This window comes from Corynebacterium sp. KPL2734, assembly GCF_040225595.1.
GTDB classification, from domain to species: domain Bacteria; phylum Actinomycetota; class Actinomycetes; order Mycobacteriales; family Mycobacteriaceae; genus Corynebacterium; species Corynebacterium rhinophilum.
The window spans coordinates 1-25124 of sequence record NZ_JBEHFO010000004.1 but is presented as its reverse complement, the minus strand read 5'-3'; the positions used below and the strand labels follow the sequence as shown (position 1 = coordinate 25124).

General features: G+C 60.7%; 19 protein-coding genes and 1 tRNA gene. 13 read left to right on the top strand and 7 right to left on the bottom strand.

All coding sequences use genetic code 11. The features are described from left to right. The first annotated feature begins 18 nt into the window (after nucleotides 1-18). Genes ABRP88_RS03705 through narI form a run of 4 tightly spaced genes read left to right on the top strand, consistent with a single transcriptional unit; the run spans nucleotide 19 to nucleotide 6974 of the window. Nucleotides 19-3756 (top strand): nitrate reductase subunit alpha, encoded by a 3738-nt coding sequence (locus tag ABRP88_RS03705; protein WP_349836211.1) that lies wholly within the window; start codon nucleotides 19-21, stop codon nucleotides 3754-3756. Next, nucleotides 3756-5348 (top strand): nitrate reductase subunit beta, encoded by a 1593-nt coding sequence (narH, locus tag ABRP88_RS03700; protein ID WP_349836210.1) that lies wholly within the window; start codon nucleotides 3756-3758, stop codon nucleotides 5346-5348. Before ABRP88_RS03705 ends, narH begins: the two co-directional genes overlap by 1 nt. An 8-nt stretch (nucleotides 5349-5356) precedes the next feature. Next, nucleotides 5357-6184: a nitrate reductase molybdenum cofactor assembly chaperone gene (narJ, locus tag ABRP88_RS03695; protein ID WP_349836209.1), complete on the top strand. Its 828-nt coding sequence runs from the start codon at nucleotides 5357-5359 to the stop codon at nucleotides 6182-6184. Nucleotides 6185-6194: 10 nt separating this feature from the next. Continuing rightward, nucleotides 6195-6974, top strand: coding sequence for a respiratory nitrate reductase subunit gamma (gene narI, locus ABRP88_RS03690; protein WP_005280178.1), 780 nt, complete (start codon nucleotides 6195-6197; stop codon nucleotides 6972-6974). Between the two features lie 289 nt (nucleotides 6975-7263). Here narI and ABRP88_RS03685 read toward each other — a convergent pair whose 3' ends face one another. Genes ABRP88_RS03685 through ABRP88_RS03675 form a run of 3 tightly spaced genes read right to left on the bottom strand, consistent with a single transcriptional unit; the run spans nucleotide 7264 to nucleotide 10909 of the window. Beyond that, a complete protein-coding gene (locus ABRP88_RS03685) occupies nucleotides 7264-8646 on the bottom strand; it encodes a multicopper oxidase domain-containing protein (protein ID WP_349836208.1) in 1383 nt (460 codons plus the stop codon). Further along, complete coding sequence (locus tag ABRP88_RS03680; protein WP_349836207.1) at nucleotides 8647-9846, bottom strand: beta-carotene 15,15'-monooxygenase; 1200 nt, start codon at nucleotides 9844-9846, stop codon at nucleotides 8647-8649. It abuts the gene before it with no gap. Further along, nucleotides 9836-10909, bottom strand: a complete 1074-nt coding sequence (locus ABRP88_RS03675; protein ID WP_349836205.1) for a DUF8744 domain-containing protein — start codon at nucleotides 10907-10909, stop codon at nucleotides 9836-9838. Before ABRP88_RS03675 ends, ABRP88_RS03680 begins: the two co-directional genes overlap by 11 nt. Before the next feature lie 69 nt (nucleotides 10910-10978). Here ABRP88_RS03675 and ABRP88_RS03670 point away from each other — a divergent pair, with 69 nt between their 5' ends. The 4 genes from ABRP88_RS03670 to ABRP88_RS03655 all read left to right on the top strand — a co-directional run bounded on the left by ABRP88_RS03670 (nucleotide 10979) and on the right by ABRP88_RS03655 (nucleotide 14609). After that, the gene (locus ABRP88_RS03670; protein ID WP_349836204.1) at nucleotides 10979-11239 is read left to right on the top strand and encodes a DUF2249 domain-containing protein; all 261 of its coding nucleotides are present in this window, start codon (nucleotides 10979-10981) and stop codon (nucleotides 11237-11239) included. An 84-nt stretch (nucleotides 11240-11323) separates the two neighbouring features. Continuing rightward, nucleotides 11324-12085 (top strand): molybdate ABC transporter substrate-binding protein, encoded by a 762-nt coding sequence (gene modA / locus ABRP88_RS03665; protein WP_349836203.1) that lies wholly within the window; start codon nucleotides 11324-11326, stop codon nucleotides 12083-12085. A gap of 3 nt (nucleotides 12086-12088) precedes the next feature. After that, nucleotides 12089-13945 carry an ATP-binding cassette domain-containing protein gene (locus ABRP88_RS03660; RefSeq protein WP_349836202.1) on the top strand — a complete coding sequence of 619 codons (1857 nt, stop codon included), beginning with the start codon at nucleotides 12089-12091 and terminating at the stop codon, nucleotides 13943-13945. Nucleotides 13946-13949: 4 nt separating this feature from the next. Continuing rightward, a complete protein-coding gene (locus ABRP88_RS03655; RefSeq protein ID WP_284796325.1) occupies nucleotides 13950-14609 on the top strand; it encodes a helix-turn-helix transcriptional regulator in 660 nt (219 codons plus the stop codon). Here the strand turns inward: ABRP88_RS03655 and thrB are convergent. From thrB to argS, 4 genes are all read right to left on the bottom strand, one after another. Next, nucleotides 14596-15525 (bottom strand): homoserine kinase, encoded by a 930-nt coding sequence (gene thrB / locus ABRP88_RS03650; RefSeq protein WP_284852162.1) that lies wholly within the window; start codon nucleotides 15523-15525, stop codon nucleotides 14596-14598. The genes ABRP88_RS03655 and thrB overlap by 14 nt on opposite strands. 23 nt (nucleotides 15526-15548) lie before the next feature. After that, complete coding sequence (locus tag ABRP88_RS03645; RefSeq protein WP_284782551.1) at nucleotides 15549-16892, bottom strand: homoserine dehydrogenase; 1344 nt, start codon at nucleotides 16890-16892, stop codon at nucleotides 15549-15551. A 178-nt stretch (nucleotides 16893-17070) separates the two neighbouring features. Then, complete coding sequence (gene lysA / locus ABRP88_RS03640) at nucleotides 17071-18408, bottom strand: diaminopimelate decarboxylase (protein WP_349836201.1); 1338 nt, start codon at nucleotides 18406-18408, stop codon at nucleotides 17071-17073. Beyond that, entirely contained in the window at nucleotides 18409-20061 is a 1653-nt protein-coding gene (gene argS, locus ABRP88_RS03635; protein ID WP_284769860.1) for an arginine--tRNA ligase, read from the bottom strand. It abuts the gene before it with no gap. Nucleotides 20062-20285: 224 nt separating this feature from the next. Here argS and ABRP88_RS03630 point away from each other — a divergent pair, with 224 nt between their 5' ends. From ABRP88_RS03630 to ABRP88_RS03610, 5 genes are all read left to right on the top strand, one after another. Next, the gene (locus ABRP88_RS03630; protein ID WP_023026328.1) at nucleotides 20286-21071 is read left to right on the top strand and encodes a (Fe-S)-binding protein; all 786 of its coding nucleotides are present in this window, start codon (nucleotides 20286-20288) and stop codon (nucleotides 21069-21071) included. Beyond that, nucleotides 21071-22576 carry a lactate utilization protein B gene (locus ABRP88_RS03625; RefSeq protein ID WP_284784698.1) on the top strand — a complete coding sequence of 502 codons (1506 nt, stop codon included), beginning with the start codon at nucleotides 21071-21073 and terminating at the stop codon, nucleotides 22574-22576. Before ABRP88_RS03630 ends, ABRP88_RS03625 begins: the two co-directional genes overlap by 1 nt. Next, nucleotides 22573-23193, top strand: a complete 621-nt coding sequence (locus ABRP88_RS03620; RefSeq protein ID WP_284769862.1) for a LutC/YkgG family protein — start codon at nucleotides 22573-22575, stop codon at nucleotides 23191-23193. Before ABRP88_RS03625 ends, ABRP88_RS03620 begins: the two co-directional genes overlap by 4 nt. Nucleotides 23194-23304: 111 nt before the next feature. Next, nucleotides 23305-24861, top strand: coding sequence for an alpha/beta fold hydrolase (locus ABRP88_RS03615; RefSeq protein ID WP_349836199.1), 1557 nt, complete (start codon nucleotides 23305-23307; stop codon nucleotides 24859-24861). A gap of 53 nt (nucleotides 24862-24914) precedes the next feature. Continuing rightward, nucleotides 24915-24988 (top strand) — tRNA-Arg (locus ABRP88_RS03610). Nucleotides 24989-25124: the final 136 nt, after the last annotated feature.

The window sequence follows — 25124 nt, the reverse complement described above, 5'->3', positions numbered from 1 at the left end:
TTAGGAGCTTTCAACCCCATGACTGCATACTTCGCGCCCGAAAAGGGCTCTTCAAATCCGCTCTTTAAGTTCGGTGCCTACCTGCGCAAAGGCGAAGCTACCGATTCTGGTCAGCAACTTTTCTTAAAGGGCGGCCGCCAGGCAGATGTCTTTTACCGCAACCGCTGGGCCTTCGACAAGATGGTGCGCTCCACCCACGGCGTGAACTGCACCGGTTCGTGCTCGTGGAAGGTCTACGTCAAAGACGGCGTCATCACCTGGGAATCCCAGGCGGTGGATTACCCCACCACCGGCAATGACATGCCAGAATACGAGCCCCGCGGCTGCCCGCGTGGAGCCTCCTTTTCCTGGTACACCTACTCTCCTACCCGCGTGCGCTACCCGTATGCCCGCGGCGTGCTGGTAGATATGTTCCGCGAGGAAAAGGCTAAGCACGGCGATTCCGTCCTGGCCTGGCGCGCCATCCAAGAGGACCCCGAAAAGCGCAAGGCGTATATCTCCCAGCGCGGCAAGGGCGGGCTTATCCGCATCTCATATGAAGAGGCCATCGACATCGCCTCGGCCGCGCACGTCTACACCATCCGCAAATACGGTCCTGACCGCATCAACGGCTTTACCGTGATCCCGGCCATGTCCCAGATTTCCTATGGCGCGGGCATGCGCTTCCTGCAGACCATCGGCGGCGTCGCGCTCTCCTTCTATGACTGGTACGCCGACCTGCCGCCGGCATCCCCGCAGACCTTCGGCGACCAGACCGACGTCCCGGAATCCGGCGACTGGTACAACTCTTCCTACCTCATGATGTGGGGCTCGAATATCCCGGTCACCCGCACCCCGGACGCCCACTTCATGGTGGAATCGCGCTACAAGGGCACCAAGGTCGTCGTGGTCTCGCCCGACTTTGCGGATAACACCAAGTTCGCCGATGAGTGGGCCCGCATCGAGCCAGGCACGGATGCCGCGCTCGCCTTTGCCATGGGCCACGTCATCTTGAAGACCTTCCACGTGGACCGCCAGGAACCGTACTTCCTGAACTACATGCGCAAATACACCGACTCGCCCTTCCTGGTATCCCTGGAAGACCACGGCGACGGCACCTACACCCCAGGCAAGTTCCTTACCGCCTCGCAGCTTGCCGATGCCACCTTGAACTCCTCCCCCAACGCCACCCACCGTGGCCTGGTGATGGAAGAAGACGGGCGCATCGTTGACCCAGGCGGCACCGTGGCAGACCGCTGGGATAACGAGAGCGCCAAGTGGAACCTGGCGCTGGATAACGCCGATCCGGTCATGTCCATTGCAGAAACCAATAGCTTTGACACCGCCGAGGTGCTCTTCCCCCGCTTTGACCTGGATACCGACCCAGAGGACGTGGGGACCGACAAGCCCATTGGCGCGGGCATCGTCCACCGCGGCGTCCCCGTCCGCGAGGTCGACGGCAAGCTGGTTACCACCGTCTTTGACATCATGCTCGCCCACTACGGCGTCGACCGCGAGGATCTCCACCTGCCGGGTAGCTGGCCGAAGGACTTCCACGATGCCAGCGAGGTCGGCACCCCCGCCTGGCAGGAAGAGCTCACGGGCGTGGCTGCCGATACCGCTATCCGCATCGGCCGCGAATTTGCACAAAACGCCGCGGATTCCAAGGGCCGCTCGCAGATCATCATGGGCGCGGGCGTCAACCACTACTTCCACGCCGATAATATCTACCGCACCTTCTTGGCGCTAACCTCCATGTGCGGCACCCAGGGCGTCAATGGCGGCGGTTGGGCACACTACGTGGGCCAGGAAAAGCTGCGCCCCATCAACGGCTGGACCCAGTGGGCCATGGCCGCCGACTGGCAGCGCCCGCCGCGCCACATGATTTCCACCGGCTTCTACTACTTCGCCACAGAGCAGTACCGCTACGATAATTCGCGCGCGTCCCACTTGGGCTCGCCGCTGGCTAGCCACGGTTCCATCGGGGACAAGATGGTCTCCGATACCATGGCAGAATCCATGCGCCGCGGCTGGATGCCGGCCTACCCACAGTTCAACCGCAACTCCCTCTTCCTTGCCGATGAAGCCGATGAGGCCGGCATGGACATCAATGACTACGTGGTCCAAGAGCTAGAAAGCGGCCGCCTAGAGTTCTCCTATGACAACCCGTCTGCCGAGGAGAACTGGCCGCGCATCCTGCTCAACTGGCGCACCAACCTGCTCGGCTCGTCCGCCAAGGGCACCGAGTTCTTCCTGCGCCACCTGCTGGGCATCGACTCGGACGCTACCGCGGAAGAACTCGCCCCTGAAGACCGCCCGCGCAGCATCGAGTGGGTGGATAAGGCACCGGAGGGCAAGTTGGATCTGATGATGACCACGGACTTCCGCAATACCTCCACCACGCTGGTTTCGGACCTCATCTTCCCGGCCGCAACCTGGTACGAAAAGCACGACATGTCCTCTACTGACATGCACCCGTACCTGCACTCGTTTAACGCGGCGATTAACCCGCCGTGGGAGGCCCGCTCGGACTACGAGGTCTTCCGGGACTTGGCCGCAGCCCTCTCTGATAAAGCCACCAAGTGGCTGGGCGTGCAACGCGATGTCATTACCCAGCCGAGCCACCACGACAGCCCGGACGAGCTTGGCATGCCCAACGGCATCGTCCCCGACCCCGAAGAACAGGGCCTTATCCCTGGGGTCACGATGCCAAAGCTGCACGTTGTCGAGCGCGATTACACCAAGGTCTACGAAAAGTGGGCGCACTTAGGCCCGCTTCCCGCCAAGGCCGGCACCGGCGTGCACGGCACCAAGTTCAACGTGGAAAAGCAGGTCAAGGAGCTCGAGCTCATCTGTGGCACCACGGAGACCTCGATGGGCGAGCTGGTGGATCTGTCCAAGGACACCAAGGTCATCGACGCCATCTTGCACCTGTCTGGTGTCTCCAACGGTGAGCTAGCCAAGCAAGGTTTTGAGTTCCTGTCCTCACGCACCGGCAAGGATCTGACGCCACTGGGCACTCCCGATGAAGACGTACGCATCACCTGGGATGACATCAAGGAACGCCCGAAGGAGGTCATCACCTCTCCCGAGTGGACCGCCGATAAGCGTAATAAGCGCCGCTACACCGCCTTTTCCATCAACGTCGAGTTCGATAAGCCCTGGCACACGCTGACCGGCCGCATGCAGTACTACATCGACCACGACTGGTTCATGGATTACGGCGAATCGCTGCCGATTTTCCGCCCGCCGCTCGATCACGTCCACATGCACGGTGAATTCGCGCCGGGCACGGAATTGACCAATGACCGGGGCGAGGCCGAGGTCACCCTGCGTTACTTGACCACGCACAATAAGTGGTCCATCCACTCGCAGTACTTCGACAACCTGCACGTGCTCTCCATCTCGCGCGGTGGCCAGGTGGTCTGGATGTCCAATAAGGACGCCGAGAAAATCGGCGTCACGGACAATGACTGGGTCGAAGTATATAACCGCAACGGCGTCGTCTCCGCCCGCGCCATTGTCTCCCACCGCATTCCGGAGGGAACCATGCTGTGCAACCACGCACAGGAGCGCACGGTGGGCACGCCGATCAACGAGCACACCGGCCGCCGCGGCGGCACGCACAACTCGCTGACCCGCATTTCCATCAAACCGGTGCACATCGCTGGCGGCTATGGCCAGCTGACCTACCACTTCAACTACATCGGCCCTACCGGCAATAACCGCGATGAAGTCACCCGCGTACGCCGCCGTTCCCAGGAGGTATCCTACTAATGAAAGTCATGGCCCAAATCTCCATGATCATGAACCTGGACAAGTGCATTGGTTGCCACACGTGTTCAGTTACCTGTAAGCAGGCATGGACCAACCGCGAAGGCACCGAGTACATCTGGTTCAATAACGTCGAAACCCGCCCCGGCCTCGGCTACCCGCGCACCTGGGAGGACCAGGAAAAGTGGAAGGGCGGCTGGGAGCGCACGGCGTCTGGCAAGATCAAGCCCAAGGCCGGCGGGCGCCTCAAAAAGCTAGCCACCCTCTTCCACAACCCCAACCTGCCCACCATCCAGGATTACTACGAGCCCTGGACCTACCAGTACGAGGACCTCATGGGCGCCGAGGCGGGACAGAAGACCCAGCCCACCGCCAAACCGGTCTCTCAGATCGACGGCCGGGACATCGGCAAGATCGAATGGTCCTCCAACTGGGACGATAACCTGGGTGGCTCTACTGCCACGCTTGACGATGACCCCGTGCTCCACAACATGAACCTCGAGGTCAAGAAGGAAATCGAGGACTCGTTCATGTTCTACCTGCCGCGTATTTGCGAGCACTGCATGAACCCGACCTGCGTGTCCTCCTGCCCCTCTGGCGCGATGTATAAGCGCACCGAAGACGGCATCGTCCTGGTGGACCAAGACCGCTGCCGCGGCTGGCGCATGTGCGTATCCGGCTGCCCGTATAAGAAGGTCTACTTCAACCACAAGACCGGCAAGGCCGAAAAGTGCACGCTGTGCTACCCGCGCCTCGAAGTGGGACAGCCCACCGTGTGCTCCGAGACCTGCGTGGGACGCCTGCGCTACTTGGGCGTCATCCTCTACGATGCCGACCGCGTGGCCGAGGCCGCCTCTACCGAAAATGAGCAGGACCTTTTCGAGGCCCAAAAGTCGATCATGCTCGACCCCCACGATCCTGAAGTTGTCCGCGCGGCCCAGGCTGAGGGCATCCCGCACTCCTGGATCGATGCCGCGCAGCAGTCGCCGATCTACGACCTCATCTTCAAGTACGGCGTCGCTCTGCCGCTGCACCCGGAGTACCGCACGCTGCCGATGGTCTGGTACATCCCGCCGCTGTCCCCCATCGTTGACAAGGTGACCGCTACCGGCAACGACGGTGAGGACCACAAGATCCTTTTCTCGGCGCTATCGAATATGCGCATTCCGCTGGAATACTTGGCGGGCCTGTTTACCGCCGGCGATACCGTCCCGGTAGAAAAGTCGCTGCGCAGGCTCGTCGCCATGCGCTCGTATATGCGCGATATCAACCTGGGCAACGAACCGCAGGAGGAAATCGCCCGGGCAGTAGGCATGACGGGCAGGGACATGGAAGGCATGTACCGCCTATTGTCCATCGCTAAATACGATGACCGCTACGTCATCCCAACCGCCTCGCCCGAATCCCCGCGCGGCATTACCGACTTGGACCCGTTCGGCGATGTGGACCCGGCCAAGGCCTCCGAAGACGTCTTCCACGACCTGGGCATGGGCGCACCCGAAGCCTGCACCCACGGCGCCGAACCACAGGGCAAGGTCTCGCTACTCTCCTGGAGCGGTGACCGGCCCGATGCCATGTTCCCGCCGCGGAAGTAGGTTAAGCCGTGAATATCTTCGATAAACTCCGCAAGCGCCAGGAATCCCTGCAGCGGCAATCGGCCCCGCAGGGTGGCGATGCCCCCGTGGCTGGATTCGGAACACCCGCTGGCATCGGTTCCATGGGCGGTGCCAAGGACGTCGAAAAGACGCTGCGCACCCACACAGGTCAAGTCCCCAATGAATTTGTCACGCCGGTCGAGGTCACCGAAGACCAGCGGCGAATCGTCGCCATGGCCGTGTCCGTGCTGCTGAATTACCCCGGCGAAGATATCTTTGACCGCCTCTCCGCGGTCGAAGACCAAGTAGATGACCTACCGCTGGCCATCGCCACCGACTTCATCAACTTCGCCGAATGGGCCCGCAGCATCGGCCCCCGCGGCTTGGAAGAACACTACGTCGAGACCTTTGACCAGCGCCGACGCTGCGCGCTGTACCTGTCCTACTTCGCCGTCGGCGATACCCGCCAGCGCGGAATGGCCATTTTGTCCTTCCGCCAGCAATTGGAAGCGCTCGGCTTCGAGATTTCGGATGCAGAGCTGCCCGATCACCTCTGCATGGTCCTCGAAGCCCTCGCCATGAGCGAGGGGGAAACGCACGAACGCGCCGTTGAATTGGTGGCCAGCTACCGCGAAGGAATCGAGGTGCTGCGCGCGGCCCTCGCCCGCGAGCGTTCGCCGTATGTCAGCTTGATCGTCGCGCTGTGCAAAGCTCTTCCGGAAGTCGATTCTGATACCGCGCAAAAGTACGTCGATCTTATCCGCACCGGCCCACCCGCCGAGATGGTCGGCATTGCCGACCTACCCTTCCCCACTACCCAACCAGACCTCGTCTAGGAGCCACATCATGTTTGATAACTTCCTCTGGGGTGCCTTCCCGTGGTTAGCCATCGCGGCATTCTTCGTGGGCATCTTCTGGCGTTGGCGTTCCGACCAATTCGGCTGGACCACCCACTCCTCCCAAATCTATGAATCCAAGCTGCTGCGTTTATCCTCGCCGCTCTTCCACTGGGGCATGGTCTTCGTCGTCATCGGCCACCTGATGGGCTTGGCATTCCCCAAGTCTTGGACCCAGGCCGTTGGCATCAGCGATCACGCCTACCACCTCCTCGCCACCATCCCCGGCTCCATCGCCGCTCTGGCGGTCCTGCTGGGCTTTGCCGGATTGCTGTATCGCAGGCTAAAGAACCGCTCCGTATTTTTGTCCACCTCCACCTCGGATAAGGTCATGTACGCGCTGCTCGGCCTCGCACTGGTATCGGGTTCCTTTGCCACCTTTACCCTGCAGCTTTTTGACCTCGCCGGCACCGGCGGGTACGACTACCGCGAAACCATTTCCCCGTGGCTGCGCCAGCTGTTGATCTTCAACATCCAGCCAGACCTCATGGCCAGTGCCCCGTGGCAATTTAAGGTCCACGTCCTCTGCGGATTCACCATCATCGCCGTGTGGCCCTTTACCCGCCTCGTCCACGCGTTCTCGGCACCGGTCGGCTACGTCACCCGCCCTTACGTGGTCTACCGCTCTCGCGATGAGCGCACCACCCCGATGCGTTCCAATACCGCCTGGGAGCCCATCCGCTCCAACCGGAAGCAACTGGAGGGAGAAACCCCGGGCCACGGTGCCTAGGTAGTTTCCTCGGTCCTTTTCACCGCCGCGCGCTGTCCGGTATTTGGATGGCCCGCGGCGGTTTCCTTATGTCTGCATCTACTCGGGCGCTACCCATGCGCCCACCATGCGCCCCACGCGCCCTTCGCGCTCACCGGGAAAGCGGTGCGGCCATAGATACTTTTACCCGGTGACCGCTAAGGGAGGTGCTGATCAAAGAACCCCGCCCTTCGCGCTCACGGGGAGAGGTGGAGCTACCTCTCTGCAGTGCCCTGGTGAGCGCAAAGGGCGGGGTGGGGTTGGTAACGCTTTATTCGGTGACGACGAACTTGCCGTGCTGTCCCTTTTCCGCGTTAGTCATGATGTGGTTGACAAAGGAATACGTTCCAGGCTCGTTGAAGGTCATTTCCACGAACCCGCCTTGTGCGGGGAGCAGGTCGAGGGCTTGCGAGCCGGTCTTATCCTCGTCCTTGATGAGGTAAGCACCTTCCTTATAGGCAGTATCGAATTGCTCGCCCACCACGTGGAAGCTAAGCGGCTGATCGGGGCCCACGTTCAGGATCCACAACCGGACGGTATCGCCCACCTTGGCCTTGATGGGGTCGACGTCGTACTGGCTGGGGTAGTAATTAAAGGCCATGAGGTCGAAGTCGCCATCGGCCACGCGCTGGGCATCGGCGCCGGTCTTTTCCTCACCGAGGAATACATCGTTGGCGATGAAGTTGTACTCGGCATCTACGTCCTTGAGATCTGGTGGATCGATGATGACGTTACCGGCCATGCCGTTGGCGATGTGCAGGGACATCGGGGCGGTTGAGCAGTGATACATCCAAATGCCGGAGCGATTCGCGGTGAATTCGTAGGTTAGTTCTTCCCCGGGCTGGATGGACTTCATGTTTTCATCCGGGTTGACCTCACCGGCGTGGAAGTCGATGGAATGGGCCATGCTGCCCTCGTTCCTGATGGTGATCTTGAACTTATCGCCCACCTTGCCGCGCAGCGTCGGCCCTGGCGCCTGGCCATTAAAAAGCCATTGCATCTGCTTAACTCCGGGGGCTACCTCAACGATTTCCTCGGTCATCGACCAGGTTTCTTCGTGCGTGGTGGTATTAGCCGCCGGCGCCAGGGAGGCGTCATGGGCGCTAAAACCTTCGCGGGAGGCGCCAAGTTCGGCGGCGCTCGGAACATCAACGTGCGGGTTGGATGCCCCTGCCACGGCGTGGTGGTGATCGTGCCCGCCGGTACTTGGCGCGGAATCGCCCACGTTGACGTTAAAGGTCATGCCCTGCAGGCGGTGGCCGGCGATGGTGCAATAGCCTTCGGTGCTGGATTCGATGACGCCGGCATCGAGCTGCACGGTATCGCCGGGATCGACGCGGCCGGTTTCGGCATCGCCAATCTTTAGATCGTGGACTTGGTCCCCGGTATTGGTGAAGTTAACCACCAAGTGGGTGCCGGGATCGATATCAACGTGGTTGGGGACGAAGGCCATACCATCGACTTCTACGTCAATGGTGTGGGTTTCACCTTCGGCAACAGAGCTTGATGGCTGGGAGTCCTTAGAGGTGGTATTGACTAGGGCGAGCGCGATTACCGCGGCCAGCGCGATACCGATAAGTAACCACGAGGCCCATTGGGAGTTACCGGACTCCGGCGGCTTATCCTGTGGCTGTGGGGAAGAAACACTAAGCATTTAATTCTCCAGATTCTGTTGTTGGTAGACGGCGCGGCCCACGGCAAGCACGTTTAATGCTAAGCCCATCCCCATGAGGATAAGCCCAGCAGAAAGGGCGTTGACAAGGCTCAGCAGGGCGCCGAGGTTGATGAGGACGAGTCGGGCAAAACCGGCGCGGTCCGCGGTATCCCGGCCGTGGTGCACCTTGGCAGGACCGCCTCCCACCAGCGTGGGCAAGAGGTGGTGCAAGACGCCGGTGACCAGCTGCAAAATGCCGCCGCCGATGAAGGCCGGAACCAAAAACAGCGTGATGACGCGCGGGTAGGCACCAAACGCTGCGGCGACGGCATCGCCGGCGCACAGGGCCACCATCCACAGCAGTCCTGCGATAACGGATACCGATGCGGTAGTAAGCCGGGGGTTGCGCCCCAGCACGGTGGCCAGTACCGGTTGGATGATCATGATGGCGGCCAGCACGACAAGCAGCTGGGCGATGCCCGCCGCGCGCGTCCACCCCACCGCGCCACAAACCATGGTCAGTATTAGCCCGGTGCAGTGGACGATGAGCCCGCGTGTGCACCGCATCCGCGCGGTAGGCGAAATCGCGGTGCCGGACAAGGTGGGAAGCAGCGTCACGATGGTGCCCACAATGGTCAGCCACGCAAACCCCCAGACCATGCCGCGCGAGTGCGCTGCCACCAGGAAGGAATAGTTGCCTACGCCATTGCCGCTTAAAATCACGAGGATTACAGAGGCAATCATGAAGATGGATGCGGCCGCATAAAACGGCACCGTCGCCGCAAACGAACCAGAAAGCGATCCGCGCAAGCGCGTGTAGGTAAAGACGAGCTGCCAGGCAAGGGCGGCGATGATGAGGAGAGAGGCGGCATCGGCAAGCAGGCCCCAGTCATACCCCGCGCGATCGATAATCAGCAGGATAAGGCCCACCTGGATGAGAACCACGCGCGCGCCAACGCCCCGGTAACCGTTATTGGCGGTGCGGGTAAGCGCCTCGGTGAAGTGGGTGGAAAATACGATGATGGCGGTGGTCAGCGCGCCGATGGTCAGCGGGTGGATGAGGTCCCACCACACCACGGGCGCGCCCAGGTGACCCGCCACGTTGATGCCGATGCCGATAAGCACCCACGCGCCGATAAGGGCTGCGGTCACGATGTGCCAGCGACTGCGGGCGGCCAGGGAAATGTCATTAATGTGCAAGGTGGGCCTCCTTCACCGTCAAAGTAATGCCGCAGGCGAGGAAAACCAAGACGGCGGCGAGGGTGGTCAGCCCGCCTACTTGGTAGGCGACGGTGTGGCGGGCGACATCGGCAAGAATGCGCAGCGCCAGCCCGCCATGCAGGACCGCCACGGGGAGGAACAGCACCGGATGGTAGGGCAAGTGGCGGCGGATGACAGAGGTAATAATGATGGGGGCATGGGCGAAAATCATGGACATGACAAAGCCCAAAAAGATGGCGTGCACCGAGGCGTCGTAGGCAAAGCCGGAGCTTTCGCCATAGAGCAGCCAGAAATAGCCGCCGAGGGCCAACCAAAAATACCCGGCGAGCATGCACGCGGCGGAATAGCGCGGCAGCCCGCGCGAGCGCACTAGGTTCTTCGCCACATCCACGCGCATGGTAAAAATCGCAACGCCGATAAGCGCCGCGCCCATCGCGCGAAAGCCCACTGCCGGAGAGAGGATATAGACCACGCTGAGCGCCGCCAACCCCAAAACCCACAGCGTAATCCGCTTTTCCGCCTGCGTGCCAGCCATGGTGATGCGGGCCAGCTCCATGCGCTCGCCGATGATCGTCGCTACCACGTAGAGCACGCACAGCGGCATCGCGGTAGAAAACGCTGGCTCGATGGCCCACAGCAGTGCCGCCGCTACCCCGCCGATGACGCCGGTGGCCTGCACAATGATGGACAGGGCGGGCTGGCGCCGGTGAATGGTGGCGTAGATAAACCCCAGCACGATGAAGCCGGCGGCAAAACACAACGCCGGGACCTGCCGCGGCAGACCGACCACGATGCCAACGAAGCCGGCTACGTGGAAGATGGGTCCTGCCCAGGCCCACCGCGTGCGCACGGCGACGGCGCGCTCCAGCCCGATAGCGCCGCCGACAAAACCAAAGACCATCAAGGGGCCATGATCCGCAGCTAGAGACGCTGCCGGCGAGAATCCCACACCGAGCAGGGATGCCCCCGCGGCGAGCCCAACCAGCAAGGACAGCCCCGCGCAAGCAAGGAAGAAGCGGTGCGCGAGCCTATTATTTATCACGGTTTTAATCGTACTAATATTGGTGGCAAGGTAAAACCTCACCCCACCTCCGAAAGGATGAACCTTCCCATGGAACTTCCCATCACTGATGCCTCCCAGCAGAACTCCATCCCTACCCTCAACGCCTCCGAAATCCCCCATGCCGTGCGCCACGGCGCCATCCACGGCGCCCTGGGCACCCTGAACGTGGGCCAAGCCATGATCCTCATCGCCCCGCACAACCCACTCCCCCTACTCAAGGAAGTAGAAGAGCGCGCGGAGGAATTTGAGCTGTCTTACCTTAAGGAAGAGGAAAACGACTATCACATCAAATTTACGCGAATTTCATAGTATATTTCCGTGCCAATCGATAGGCTATGTGCTGATAACTCCATCTCTCGTACATTGTTGCCTACATAACAAGGAGCATTCACTATGAATAAGAAATTTGCCGCAGCCGCCGTGGCCGCGACCGGTTTGGCGCTTTCTGCCTGCTCTCCCGATACCTCCACCAACTCCGATTCAGAGGAGACCAGCTTGAACCTCTTGGCTGCATCGTCCACCCGCGTCATCAACGATGAGCTGGAAAAGCGCGCCTCCGAGCTCGACACTCCGGTTGACCTCGAATTCCAAAATGGCGGCTCTTCCGACCTGGTCAACAAGTTGAGCGAGGGCGCCCCCGCTGACCTGCTGGTTACCGCGTCCAAGAAGACCATGGACAAGGCCATCAGCGATGGCACCGTGAAGGACCCGAAGGTCCTTGCCACCAACGTCATGGTGATGGTTGTGCCGAAGGGCAACCCGGGCAATATTCACTCCATCGAGGATCTGCAGAACGAGGACCGCTTCGTCCTCTGTGACCCGCAGGTTCCATGTGGCGATATCTCTTCCCAGATCATCGAGGAAAACAACCTGGACGTAAAGCCCGCCTCCCAGGAGCAGCAGGTCGCTGACGTGCTGGGCAAGGTTGTCTCCGGTGAGGCCAATGCCGGCTGGGTCTACTCCACCGACGCTGCGGCCGCTGGCGATGACGTAGAGGTCATCGAGATCCCGGATGCCGCAAAGTTTGCCAACCAGATCCTGGGCGCCGTTTCCGCCGAGGCTGCACACCCAGAAGAGGCACAGAAGGTCCTTGACCTGCTGGCCGATGACTTTGATAAGACCTGGGAAGAGTACGGCTTTAACCCAGCAGATTAATCAATGACCCCTCCCCAGCCCATCCGCCTTAAATCTCCCCTCGTTATCGGCCTTATCGGCCTCATCGCGGTCGTTGTCATCCTCGTTCCCGTAGCCTCCCTGGGGCTGCGCGTACCGTGGAACCGCATCGGCGAATACCTCGCCAAACCGGAGATTTGGGACATGCTCAAGCTGTCCCTTACCGCGGCATTCCAATCAATGCTGCTGGCGATGGTGCTGGGGACCGGCCTTGCCTTATGGGTCCAACAACTCGGCCGAGGCAGCGACGTGGTCCGCCTCTTGGTCTATTTACCCTTGGCAATGCCGCCCGTGGTGGGCGGTTTGGCGCTGACCGCCGCCATTGGCCGCAGGGGCTACTTGGCCCCGTTTCTTGACGCCATAGATTTCCACTTTGCTTTTGCTTTTCCCGGCGTCATCGCCGCGCAGTGCTTCGTCGCCTTGCCCTTCGTCGTGGTGGCGGTCGATTCCGCCCTGCGCCAATTGGATCAAGAGATTTTGGCCTCTGCCGCCAGCGTAGGCCTTTCCCGCTGGGAGGTACTGCGCAAAATCACCATCCCCTCCATCGCCCCCGCCTTGGCCACCGGCGCCGGCCTTGCCTTTGCCCGGTCCCTCGGCGAGTTCGGTACCACGCTGACCTTTGCGGGCTCCCAGCCGGGCGTGACCCGCACGATGCCGCTCGGTATTTACCTGGAGCGCGAGGTCGATACCGATGGTGCCTATGTGCTTTCCGCCATCCTCATTGCGATGGCCATCCTCTGCCTCGCCCTCGCCGGGCTTCCCTCTCTCCTCCAGCGTTCCTACCAAGCGCAGGCCCGCGAGCTGCACAGCATGGACTACGAGAAGCTCAGCGCCCTGACGTCCCCAGAAAAGGCCCCCACCCTAAACGTCACGGCGGACGGGGAAACCACGGAATTTACCCCGCGCGCGATCACGGCCATCGTCGGTTCCAATGGCTCGGGCAAGACCACACTCATGGGGCGCATCGCCGGGCGGCTGACCGGCGCGGATATTACCGCCGACCCAGATGAGATCGTCCTGCTTACCCAGCGCCCCGGCCTGCCCCCACGGGCCACCGCCAACCAGGCCATTGCGATGGTCACCCGCGATAAGCACCGCGCCACGAAATTACTGGAGGCAGCAGGATTACGGGAGCTTAGCGATGTCCCCGTGCCCGCCCTTTCTGGCGGCCAGGCCGCCCAAGTGGCCCTCGTCCGCGCGCTTGCCGCACGGCCCACCATCCTGATTCTGGATGAGCCCTTGGCGGCCATCGACGTGGAATCCGCCAGCAAGTGGCGCCGCTTCCTGCGCGCTACCCGCCATGACCGCACCACTTTGCTGGTGACCCACAATGCGTTGGATATTGCCGGGCTTGCCGATGACATGGTGGTCATGAATTCCGGCCGCGTCACCGCCCACGGGCCTGCCGCAGACCTCCTCGATGTCCCACCCACCGGCTTTGTGGCTAATATCGCAGGGCTCAACCGCGTGGAAGGCACCGTCACAGAGGCGACTGCTACCGAGACCGTCGTTACCTGCGGGAGTGCCACCATCACTGGCGGGCCCGCCGATCTCCGCGCCGGCGATAAGGTGGCGGTCACGTTTCGGCCCAGCGACGTGCACCTTACGGCTGAAGCCTCTACCGAGGTCAATCACTGGTCCACCAAGGTCATCGCGGTAGAAGCTGCCAGCATGGCTGATGCTCGATTAAGCCTAGATATGGACGGGCACACCATCACTGTGCCGGTGAGTAGGCAGGTAGCTTTAGGTATTGATACGGACGATACCGTATCCTATAGCGTGGCTAAAGATAAGATTTCTGTTAATCAAGCCCCTCATCAGCACTCAGAGATACGAAGTTAATCGCATGCCTAATTCGCTCCCCCGCCCCAGCACCGAACTCTTCCCAGAAGCACTCAAGCTTTCCCCTAAGCAGCGCGAGGTGCTCACGCAGCTCCAGCACTACCCGCGAGGAGCCCGTGCGGCGGAGGTAGCAAAAGATTTAGGCATGCACGTCAATACCGCGCGCGGGCATATCGATGAGCTCATTCATGTCGGTGCCGTCACCGCCGTTCCAGAGCACAGCACCGGTCGCGGACGCCCGTCCCTGATTTTCCAGGCGCGCGTGCCAGATAACCGCGCCATCGCAGACGAATACGTCAGCCTCATTAGCGTGCTGACCTCGATGCTCGCGGGCAAAGAAGAGCTCGATGATTTCTCTTCCCCACAGGCCCGGGAGCTGGGACGCCAATGGGCGCGCGCCACGGGCGCGGACATTCACAGCGGGGCGCTCGATACCCTTTTTGCCACCCTGCGCGATATGGGTTTTGATCCTTCGCAGGGCGCAGATCCTTCCGAAATCGAGTTGAATGCCTGCCCGTTCGTCTCCTCCGGAACCACCCCGAGCCCCTTTGTCTGCGCCATACACGCTGGCTTTTTGCAGGAAGCCAGCGGTACGGACGCGGACATCGCCTTAACGCCGATGCAGCGCCCCGAAGTGTGCCAGATCGAGATTAAGCCTGTGTAACTTCCACGCGAACCGGGCCCGCGACCTTGAGATCGAAGACGCGCAGGCCCTGCTCGCGGGCATCATCGAGAATACTCTCGTCGATGTCCTCCGTGTGCAGCACCATCACCGTTGGCCCCGCTCCGGAAAGATAGGCGGCGTACCCGCGGTTGCGCAGGCGGTTCACCCACTCCGCGGTCACGGGAAGCACGTCGGCGCGATACGGCTGGTGTAAGCGGTCGCGGGTGCCTTCCCACAGTAACTCCGGGTAGTTCTGCAATGCGGCTACCTGGACGGCGGTGCGGGAGACGTTAAAGGCGGCATCGGAATGCGTCACGTGCGAAGGCAGAACGCGACGCACCGCCTGGGTGGAGGCGTGGGAATCCGGCACCAGCGCGGTCGCCCGAATATCGGGATGCACGTTGATGGTAGCGGCCTTGTATTCCGGTAAGGATCGGCCATCGACAGGAACCGTCGTCCACGAGACCACGGCACTGCCCAGTACCGAGGCGGCGGCATTATCCGGGTGGCCCTCAAACGCCGAGGACAATTGCACGAGCTGATCTTGGGTCAGCGGGCTGCCCGCCAAGGCATTGCCCGCGGCCACGCCGGCGACCGCTGTAGACGCCGAAGAACCCAGGCCGCGCGATTGGGGAATCGTATTATGCGAAACCACGCGCAGCCCCGGCACCGTAGCTTCGGCCGCAGATAGGGCGGACCGGATGGCCTTAACCATCAGGTGCGAGCCATCGCGCGGGAGGTCTTCTGCCCCCTCGCCAAAAATCTCCACCTCAAGGCCGGAGGGAATGACCTCCACCTCGGCGGTGTCATACATGCTCAGTGACATGCCCAGGGTGTCATAGCCCGGCCCCAGGTTCGCCGTGGAGGCGGGGACGGTGACTATCGCTTTGGTGCCGACTTCAACTTCGATGCTCATGGTGACTAATATATCGAACCGGTTTAGCTGCCCAGGCGGATGACCGAGTGAACGGCCTTGACCTCATCGAGCTCGCCCAAGGCGGAGACGATGTTTTCCAGGGTCGCTTCCTTGGCAGCGTGGGTGACCACGATAAGGCGCGCGGTGTCCTCGCCGTCTTCCTGGCGCACGGTGCGCAGGGATACCCCATGCTGTGCGAAAAGCGCGGAAATAGCCTCCAAGACGCCAGCGCGGTCCTGGACTTCCATATCGATGTGGAAACGGGTATCAACCTCGCCGAAGTCCGCAATCGGCAAGTTAGCGTAGGTATTCTCGCCAGGCGCGCGGCCGCCGTGGACGATATTGCGGGCGGCACCGACAACATCGCCAAGCACGGCCGAAGCAGTGGGGTTGCCGCCAGCACCATTGCCGTAGAACATGAGCGATCCGGCTGCCTCAGCCTCGACGAAGATGGCGTTATAGGACTCGCTGACGGTAGCCAGCGGGTGCTCCTTGGCCACCAAGGTCGGGTGCACGCGCGCGTTGACCACTTCGGATCCATCCTCGCGGCGCAGGCGCTCACAAATGGCCAGCAGCTTGATGGAATAGCCGGCATCATTTGCCGCGGCAATATCGTCTGCCGTGATATCGGTAATTCCCTCGCAGTGCACGTCCTCGAACTTCACGCGGGTGTGGAAACCGATGGAGGCCATGATGGCGGCCTTGGACGCCGCGTCATGCCCCTCCACGTCCGCGGTGGGATCCGCCTCGGCATAGCCCAGGCGGGTAGCTTCTGCCAGGGCCTCGTCATAGGTGGCGCCGGTGGATTCCATGGCATCCAAGATGTAGTTGGTCGTGCCGTTGACGATGCCGGAGATGCGCTCGATCTGGTCGCCTGCCAGGGAGCGACGCAGCATACCCACGACGGGGATGGCGGCGGCAACGGCGGCCTCAAAGTACAGGTCAACGCCGGAGCGTTCGGCGGCCTCGGCCAATTCATCAGCGTGCGCGGCAACGAGCGCCTTATTCGCCGTCACCACGGACTTGCCGGAATTAAGCGCGGTCAACACCAGCTCGCGCGGGAAATCGATCCCGCCGATGACCTCCACCACCAAGTCGATATCATCGCGGGAGATCAGGGCCTTGGCATCATCGGTCAACAATTCGCTGGGCACGCCCGGGCGCAGCTTATTCTTGTTCTGGATGGCGATGCCACGGATCTCTGCTGGCCCACCGATGCGATGAGCAAAGGCATCCGCATTTTCATCTAAGAGGCGGAAAACTTCCGCGCCCACGGTGCCGAATCCAAGCAGCGCGATGCCAACGGTTTCGCCTTCACCCTTGCCGGTACGCGAATGTAGCTGTAGCTCACTGTTTGAAGCATCCATAGTCCGTCTCCATGTCGATTTAGTGGTGGAAAATGTCTCCCGCTGTATGCGGCTACAGGTCACTATACAGAACGAGCTGTCTATATTGCGACATGCGGGGGATAATATTCGTTTAGTTACAGAAAACCCCCGCCGCACGGGCCTATTGCAGCCCGTGCGTTGCGGGGGTAGTACTGGCTTAATCCACTTCCAAGGACAAAAGATCCTCGATGGTTTCGCGCCGCAGCATGGGCTTGGTATTTCCCACGCGCGTGGCAACCACGGCTGGGCGCACCGCGCCGTTGTACCGGGACGACATCATGTACTGATACCCACCGGTAGCAGCGAAGGCGAGCAAGTCTCCCGGCTGAATATCATTGGGCAATTCGCCTTCCTCCAGCAGAATATCGCCGGATTCGCAGTGGAAGCCCACGATGCGCGAGGGCACCATCTCGCCATCGCTAAAGCGGTTTACCAGGCGCACATCGTATTCGGAACCATAGAGCGCGGGGCGAATGTTATCGGACATTCCCCCATCGATAGAGATATACCGGCGCACCGGCAAATCGGCCTTGCCGGTTTCCACGTCCTTGACCGTACCCACGCGGTAGACGGTCACGGCAGACCCGGCCACCAAGGAGCGCCCCGGCTCCACGAGGAGGAACGGTGCTTTAATGTCGAGTTCTTCCGCGGTCTGGTCCACGGCCCGCAGCATGTCCTGCGCCACGCGGTCAATATTCAGCGCTTCCTCATAGGGCATATATGGAATACCAAAGCCACCGCCCAAGTCCAGCTCGGCCAAGTCAACGCCCAGCTCGGTGTGGATTTGGCGGTAGAGCTCCAGCACGCGCTCGGCGGCGAGTTTAAAACCCTCGGCATTGAAAACCTGGGAGCCTACATGGCAGTGCAAGCCGCTCAAGTGGAGGTTATCCACCTCAAGGCAGCACTTCACGGCGGCGAAAGCCGCGCCCGTGGCCAGGGAAATACCGAATTTCTGGTCCTCGTGCGAGGTAGCAATGAATTCGTGGGTATGCGCATCCACACCCGGCTTGACGCGAATCATTACCGGCTGCACCACGCCTGCCTCGCCGGCGATGCGGTTGAGCTCTTCGAGCTCCTGCTCATTATCGATGACCACGTGGCCCACGCCCGCATCCACGCACAGGCGCAGGTATTCCTTGTCTTTATTATTCCCGTGCGCCGTAATGCGCGCTGCCGGGAACTCTGCGGCGAGCGCAATCTTTAGCTCATTGAGCGCGGCAGCATCGAGGCACAGGCCTTCTTCATTGACCCACTGCACTACCTTTTTGGAAATGAATGCCTTGGAGGCATAGTGCACGTGATCGGGTCCACCGAAGGCGCGGGCCATGTCTTGGCAGCGCGAGCGGAAGTCATCTTCATCGAAGACGTACAGCGGGGTCTGGAATTCCTCTGCCAAATCCGGCAAGGGGACTTCCGCTACGGTTACTACGCCGTCTTCCTGGCGGCTCGCATTCCGCGGCCACACGTGGGCGGGAAGCTCATTGAAATCAGTCATTTACATCTTCTCCGGTGCGCTCACGCCCACCATGGTCAAGGCATTGGACAGGACGACGCGGGATGCTTCTGCCAATGCGAGGCGTGCGCTGTGAATGGGCTGCTCTTCCTCCCCTGCCTTGGGCAGAACCTGGCAGGTGTCATAGAAACGGTGGAATACGCCAGCCAACTCTTCGGCATAGCGCGCCACGCGGTGCGGCTCGCGCAGTTCCGCGGCATCTGCCACCACTGCGGGGAACTCGCCCAGGGTGCGGATGAGGTCGCCTTCGCGCTCATGCTCCAGCAGGGAGAGGTCTGCACCCTCGGAGCTAACCCCCAACTCCGCCGCCTTGCGCCCGATCGAGCACAGCCGCGCATGGCCGTATTGCACGTAGTAGACAGGATTATCCGAGGACTGCGACTCCCACAGGCCCAAGTCGATATCGATGGACTGATCCACCGACGAGCGCACCAGCGAATACCGCGATGCATCAACACCGATGGCGGCAACCAAATCCTCGATGGTGATCACGGTGCCCGCGCGCTTGGACATGCGCACCGGCTTGCCATCGCGCAGCAGGTTGACCATCTGGCCAATGAGCACTTCGACGCCATCGGCGTCATAGCCCAAGGCGGCTGCCGCAGCCTTCAGGCGCGGGACATAACCGTGGTGGTCAGCGCCCAGCATGTAGATATTGAGATCGTGACCGCGGTCGAATTTATCGGCCACATAGGCGATATCACCGGCGATATAGGCCGCATTACCGTCCGATTTCACCACGACGCGATCCTTAGAATCGCCATAATCGGTGGACTTTAGCCACCACGCATTGTCCGCCTCATAGAGGTGGCCTTCAGACTTCAGGGTCTCAAGCGCCTTGTCTACCGCCCCAGATTCAAAAAGCGAATTTTCGTGGAAGTAGACATCAAAATCCACGCCGAATTCATGCAGGGACTGCTTAATCTGCGCAAACATCATCTCCACGCCATCGGCGCGGAAGGCCTCTTGTACCTGCGCAGCATCGCCCTCGAGCGCGCTTGGATTCTTTTCCACAACCGCGTTTGCGATGTCGTGGATATAATCTCCGCCGTAGCCGTCCTCCGGCGTGGGCTCGCCCTTTGCGGCAGCAACAAGGGAGCGGGAGAAGCGGTCAATCTGGCCGCCGTGGTCGTTGAAGTAGTACTCGCGGGTGACCTCTGCACCGGAAGCCGTGAGCACCCTACCCAGCGAATCGCCGACCGCGGCCCAGCGCGTACCGCCCAAGTGAATCGGGCCGGTGGGATTGGCAGATACGAATTCCAGGTTAATCTTCTTGCCCGCAAAGGAATCATTGGAACCGTAGTCCGCGCCTGCCTGCAGAATCTGGGCAACAATCTCGCCCTGGGCAGCGGCGGCCAAGCGGATATTAATAAAGCCAGGACCGGCAATATCGGCCTCCGCGATAGCATCGTGCTGGGCCAATTTTTGTGCTAACCAGCCACCAAATTCGCGCGGATTCGCGCCGGCCTTCTTGGCCACCTGCAGTGCAAGGTTGGTGGCGTAGTCACCGTGTTCTGGGTTGCGGGGTCGCTCTACCGTGACAGATTCCGGCAATACGGACGCGTCTAGGTCATGTTCTGCCATGACCTCGGTGGCGGATTCTTTAACTAAGGTGGCCAAATCAGCTGGAGTCATGTGGCAAGAGTCTAGTTCACTGCCCCGACACGTGCGAAAAGAAGCACTGGCTAACATTTCAGAGGGCAAAATTTACTCATTTTCTAGACCTCTTAGGCAAACCTATATTGCGATATATATTACAAAATATATGCTGGTAGAACGTGATTCACACTACATTTCACGTGATGAATGTGTAGGGTTAGTTACACCTCCATGACTTAAAAACTAATAAGGAGCACCGTATGCGCATTGCGCTTTTTTCTACTTGCATTGGTGACACCCTTTTCCCGGACGTCCAAAAGGCGACGGCATTGGTTCTCTCACGGTTAGGTCACGAAGTTGTCCTTCCGGAGGAGCAAACCTGCTGCGGCCAGATGCACATCAACACCGGTTACCAAAAGGAAACGCTGGGGATGATCCGCTCTTATGCGGATGCCTTCGCAGATCCTTCCATTGACTACGTCGTGGCAGCCTCCGGTTCCTGCGTGGCAGCGGTTCGCGACCGCCACGAAAGCATTGCTGACCGCTTCGGCACGTCCGCCGATGTCGATGGCGCGCAAAAGACCGCACAAAAGACCTACGATCTCACCGAATTTTTGGTCGATATTGAAGGCGTGACCAACGTCGGCGCTTTCTTCCCACACCGCGTGACCTACCACTCCGCTTGCCACGGCCTGCGCTTCCTCAAGCTGGAAGACCGCCCCTACAAGCTTCTGCAAGAAGTCGAGGGCATCGACTTGGCACCGCTAGCCAATAGCGAAGAGTGCTGCGGCTTCGGCGGCACATTCGCCCTGAAGAATGCGGAGGTCTCCCAGGCCATGGTCTCCGATAAGACTCGCCACATTAAAGACACCAAGGCTGAGTACGTGACCGCCGGTGACTCCTCCTGCCTGATGAATATCGGCGGCGCCCTGCACCGCCAGCGCTCCGGCATTCGCGCCCTACACATGGCAGAGATTTTGGCCTCCACGAAGGAACACCCGTGGCAGCCAGACTCCGCCGCTTACTCCAAGGAGACGATGCTCTAATGACCTCTTTCCTCGACACCACCCCACCACGCGCCCCTGAAGGCTACGGCAACCTGCGTGGCAGCAAGGCCTTCGTCCCGCTCGCGCACGTCGGGCTGAATAACGCTACCCAGCGTCACAACCTGCAGCACGCGACCACCACCATCCGCCAAAAGCGCGCCAACACCGTGCAGGAAGTAGATGACTGGCAGCAGCTCCGCAACGCCGGGTCTGCCCTCAAAGAGGACGTCACCGCCCGCATGCCGGAATTGCTCGAGCAATTTGAAAAGGCAGTGTCTGACCGCGGCGGCATCGTCCACTGGGCCCGCGATGCCAAGGAAGCCAACGAGATCATTGAAGGTCTCATCCGCGAAACGGGTGAAACCGACGTGGTCAAGGTGAAATCCATGGCTACCCAAGAAATCGGCTTAAACGAGCACCTCGAAGAGGCCGGAATCCACGCCCAGGAAACCGACTTGGCAGAGCTCATCGTCCAGCTTGGTGACGATATGCCATCGCACATTCTGGTGCCCGCAATTCACCGCAACCGCGCGGAAATTCGCGATATTTTTGTCGATAAGATGCCCAATACCGATGACTCGCTGAAGGCCGAGCCCGCCGAGTTGGCCGAGGCATCCCGACAGTTCCTGCGCCAACAGTTCATGAAGGCCAAGGTCGCCATTTCCGGCGCCAACTTCGGCGTGGCAGAAACCGGCACCGTCAACGTCGTGGAATCCGAGGGCAATGGCCGCATGTGCCTGACATTGCCGGAAACACTGATTACCGTCATGGGCATCGAAAAGCTCGTGCCTACCTTCCAGGACCTGGAAGTCTTCCTGCAGCTGCTCCCCCGTTCCTCCACCGCGGAGCGCATGAACCCGTATACCTCCATGTGGTCCGGTGTGACAGAGGGCGATGGCCCGCAGAACTTCCACATCGTCTTGCTGGATAATGGGCGCACCGCAGCGTTGTCTTCGCCCGTTGGCCACCAAGCACTGAAGTGCATCCGTTGCTCGGCCTGCCTCAATGTCTGCCCCGTGTACGAGCGCGCCGGCGGACACGCCTACGGCTCCGTGTACCCGGGCCCCATCGGTATCTCCCTGACCCCGCAGCTAACTGGCATGAAGGACCACAACGATCCATCGGCTAGCTTGCCGTACGCCTGCTCGCTGTGCGGGCGCTGCGACGACGTGTGCCCGGTGAAGATTCCGCTTTCTGATGTCATCTTAGAAAACCGCCACCAGAAGGTCACCCATGCTGCCTCGCCGATCGAGCCAAAGCTGTTCAAGACGGTGCAGCTGCTCTGGGACAACCCGAAGATGTGGGATAAGGTCACCCACCTCGTGGCACTTGGCCGCGTGATGGGCGGATTCAACGGCACCATCGAGTCGCTGCCGCTGTTCATGTCCGGTTGGTCCGATGGCCGCGATACCGCGATTCCGCCAAAGAAATCCTTCCGCCAATGGTTCGACTCCGAAGAAGGCAAAGAGCTGCTGTCCAATGCCCGTAAGGAGGCCTCCAAGTGAGCGCAAAGCAAGACATCCTAAACCGCATTCGCTCGGCACAGAAGCAGGCTGGGCTGCCAGATCACGTCGATGTGCCCCGCGAATACCAGCGCGAAGGCACGCTGAATGATGATGAACTGCGCGAGATGCTGGTCGATCGCCTCGAGGATTACAAGGCGGAAGTCCACGTCACGGAGGAAAGCGATCTCAAAAAGACGCTGGATTCCATCGTCAACGATCGCAACTGTAAGGACATCCGCTACGCCCCGGGCATGAATGCCGATCTTTTTGATGGCCTTCCGGCCCGCCCGGACGACGAGGAAGCGGATCCGCGCGAGCTTGACGATGCCGATGCCGTCGTCACCGAGTCCCTTGTGTCTTCCGCGCAGACCGGCACCATCGTATTGCAGTCCGATTCCCGCTGCGGCCGCCGCGCCTTGACGCTGGTACCGGACCGTCACATCTGTATCGTCCGCCGCGACGAGGTTGTCTACGGCATCACTGAGGTCATTTCCCGGATGAACCCAGATAAGCCCGCAACGTGGATTTCTGGCCCTTCCGCGACCTCCGATATCGAGCTCTCGCGCGTTGAGGGTGTGCACGGCCCGCGCGATCTCATCGTGATTATTGTGAAGTAACGAGGCTAGGGTGCCGAGTTAGGGCACCCGCCGCGTGGCAATTACTGCCACGAACCTGAAAGAAGCATAAGCTAACTCTGACGAACGTTATAGGAGTCGGAGCTTTAGCTTATGCTTTCTTTTTCTCGAAAAATTTCTACCGTAGTCTGCGCTAGCGCCCTCGCACTGGGCGTGGCAGCCCCCACCGCCGCCGCGGCGGATCCAGAAATCACCTGGGAGGATTGCCCCGCACAGGTCAATCTGGATGGCGCCGAGTGCGGCCGGATAGAGGTACCTACCTACTACGATAACCCCGAGGCCGGAACCATTAGCGTTGGTTTTGTCCGCGTACCTGCGGCACAACCAGACGCACGCCGTGGCGCGCTCTTTACCAACCCAGGTGGCCCTGGCGGTGACGCCTATTCTTGGGCTGGCAACGATGCCGTCGAATGGCCCGAAGAAATTCGCAACGAATGGGATCTGATCGGCGTCCAACCGCGCGGGCTGCCCGGTTCCACCCCGGTAGACTGCGCCGCCACCCCGAATTTCAATCCCATCGAGGCCACTACGCAGATCGGCAAGGCCACCCGCGATGCCTGCGAGCAGAATACCCCTGGCTATACCAACTCTTTGACCACCTCAAATACCGCCCAAGACTGGGAGAAGGTGCGCCAAGCGCTGGGTGAGGAGGTCATCGACATCGCCGGCATTTCCTACGGCACCTATCTTGGCTCCGCCTACGCCACCCAGTATCCGCAGCACACCGGCAAGGTGCTGCTCGATTCCGGCATGAGCCCGCAGCTGGCATGGAACGGCATCTTCACCTCGCAGCAACAAGGGTATGAAAATGCGCTGCACGATCTTTTCCAGTTCATCGCGGATAATGACGCCACCTACCATTTGGGCACTACTGCACTCCAGGTCTATGAAAAGTGGTCGCAGAAGGTCGCCATGGAAGCCGGCGCCCGCCCCACAGTCTTGCCACCGGATGCGAAAATCGGTGACCTTCCACCCGGGATCGAGTTCGCCGGTCAGCCGGGCGCGGATATCATGACCGCCACGGGTGAGCTGCGCGTGCAGGCGGAGTTCCTCGCCGACAAGGCGCTTACCCCACAGGCAGATCAGCGCGCCTCTGTGACCTTAGGCAAGACCCGCGAGGTCGTTCCCATGCCCGCGCACTGGGATGAGTTTGCCAAGTACTTAAACGGCAGTAAGCCTCTCGAGGTCGTCGATGATCCGGAGCTTGCCCGCGCGGTGCAACAGCAAACTATCCAGATGATGAATATGCAAAACCTCATCGTCTGCAACGAGAACACCGTCGCTGGTAACCCGTGGCTCTTCCCCACCTACCTGTGGTCGAACTTTGTCACCGGCGATATTTTCTCCCTGGTTAATTCCATGTACGGATCTGGCGCCGGGTGTGGCGGACGCGGACCCGTTACCGGCGGTGCCCCACTCGATGGCTCGCACCTTGCCACCAAGCCCCTGCAAATCCAAGGCACGGGCGATCCGCAGACCCCGTACCAGTACCACGAGGCACTCTCCCAGCCCATGCAATCGCGCGTCGTCACCGTCCACGGCCCCGGCCACGGGCACTTTGCGCTGGGGAATAAGGCCGTCGATGAGATTGGCGTGCACTATCTGCGCACCGGTGAGGTAACCACCTCTGACGCACCGGGCCTGATTTAGTTCCCAGGCGGGCGATGCGCTAGAATCACATCGTTGGGAATTTTCCCAGCGATGTCTCCGTAGCTCAGCGGATTAGAGCATCGGTTTCCGGTACCGAAGGTCGCAGGTTCGATCCCTGTCGGGGACACAATATTTTTAGCCCCCTCGCTTTTGCCAGCGAGGGGGTTTCGCTATGCGTGCCATTTTGGCGGATTCTAGTGGTCGTGGAAACACGATTTTAGATTTCGGTGGCATAGCTTAGCAGTTCGGCCATTTTTTCGGCT

Excerpts from the sequence above, each read along its gene's own strand:
- ABRP88_RS03705 (WP_349836211.1), top strand. The coding sequence starts at position 19 with ATGACTGCATACTTCGCGCCCGAAAAGGGCTCTTCAAATCCGCTCTTT.
- narH (WP_349836210.1), top strand. The coding sequence starts at position 3,756 with ATGAAAGTCATGGCCCAAATCTCCATGATCATGAACCTGGACAAGTGC.
- narI (WP_005280178.1), top strand. The coding sequence starts at position 6,195 with ATGTTTGATAACTTCCTCTGGGGTGCCTTCCCGTGGTTAGCCATCGCG.
- ABRP88_RS03685 (WP_349836208.1), bottom strand. The coding sequence starts at position 8,646 with ATGCTTAGTGTTTCTTCCCCACAGCCACAGGATAAGCCGCCGGAGTCC.
- ABRP88_RS03670 (WP_349836204.1), top strand. The coding sequence starts at position 10,979 with ATGGAACTTCCCATCACTGATGCCTCCCAGCAGAACTCCATCCCTACC.
- modA (WP_349836203.1), top strand. The coding sequence starts at position 11,324 with ATGAATAAGAAATTTGCCGCAGCCGCCGTGGCCGCGACCGGTTTGGCG.
- ABRP88_RS03660 (WP_349836202.1), top strand. The coding sequence starts at position 12,089 with ATGACCCCTCCCCAGCCCATCCGCCTTAAATCTCCCCTCGTTATCGGC.
- ABRP88_RS03655 (WP_284796325.1), top strand. The coding sequence starts at position 13,950 with ATGCCTAATTCGCTCCCCCGCCCCAGCACCGAACTCTTCCCAGAAGCA.
- thrB (WP_284852162.1), bottom strand. The coding sequence starts at position 15,525 with ATGAGCATCGAAGTTGAAGTCGGCACCAAAGCGATAGTCACCGTCCCC.
- ABRP88_RS03645 (WP_284782551.1), bottom strand. The coding sequence starts at position 16,892 with ATGGATGCTTCAAACAGTGAGCTACAGCTACATTCGCGTACCGGCAAG.
- lysA (WP_349836201.1), bottom strand. The coding sequence starts at position 18,408 with ATGACTGATTTCAATGAGCTTCCCGCCCACGTGTGGCCGCGGAATGCG.
- argS (WP_284769860.1), bottom strand. The coding sequence starts at position 20,061 with ATGACTCCAGCTGATTTGGCCACCTTAGTTAAAGAATCCGCCACCGAG.
- ABRP88_RS03630 (WP_023026328.1), top strand. The coding sequence starts at position 20,286 with ATGCGCATTGCGCTTTTTTCTACTTGCATTGGTGACACCCTTTTCCCG.
- ABRP88_RS03625 (WP_284784698.1), top strand. The coding sequence starts at position 21,071 with ATGACCTCTTTCCTCGACACCACCCCACCACGCGCCCCTGAAGGCTAC.
- ABRP88_RS03615 (WP_349836199.1), top strand. The coding sequence starts at position 23,305 with ATGCTTTCTTTTTCTCGAAAAATTTCTACCGTAGTCTGCGCTAGCGCC.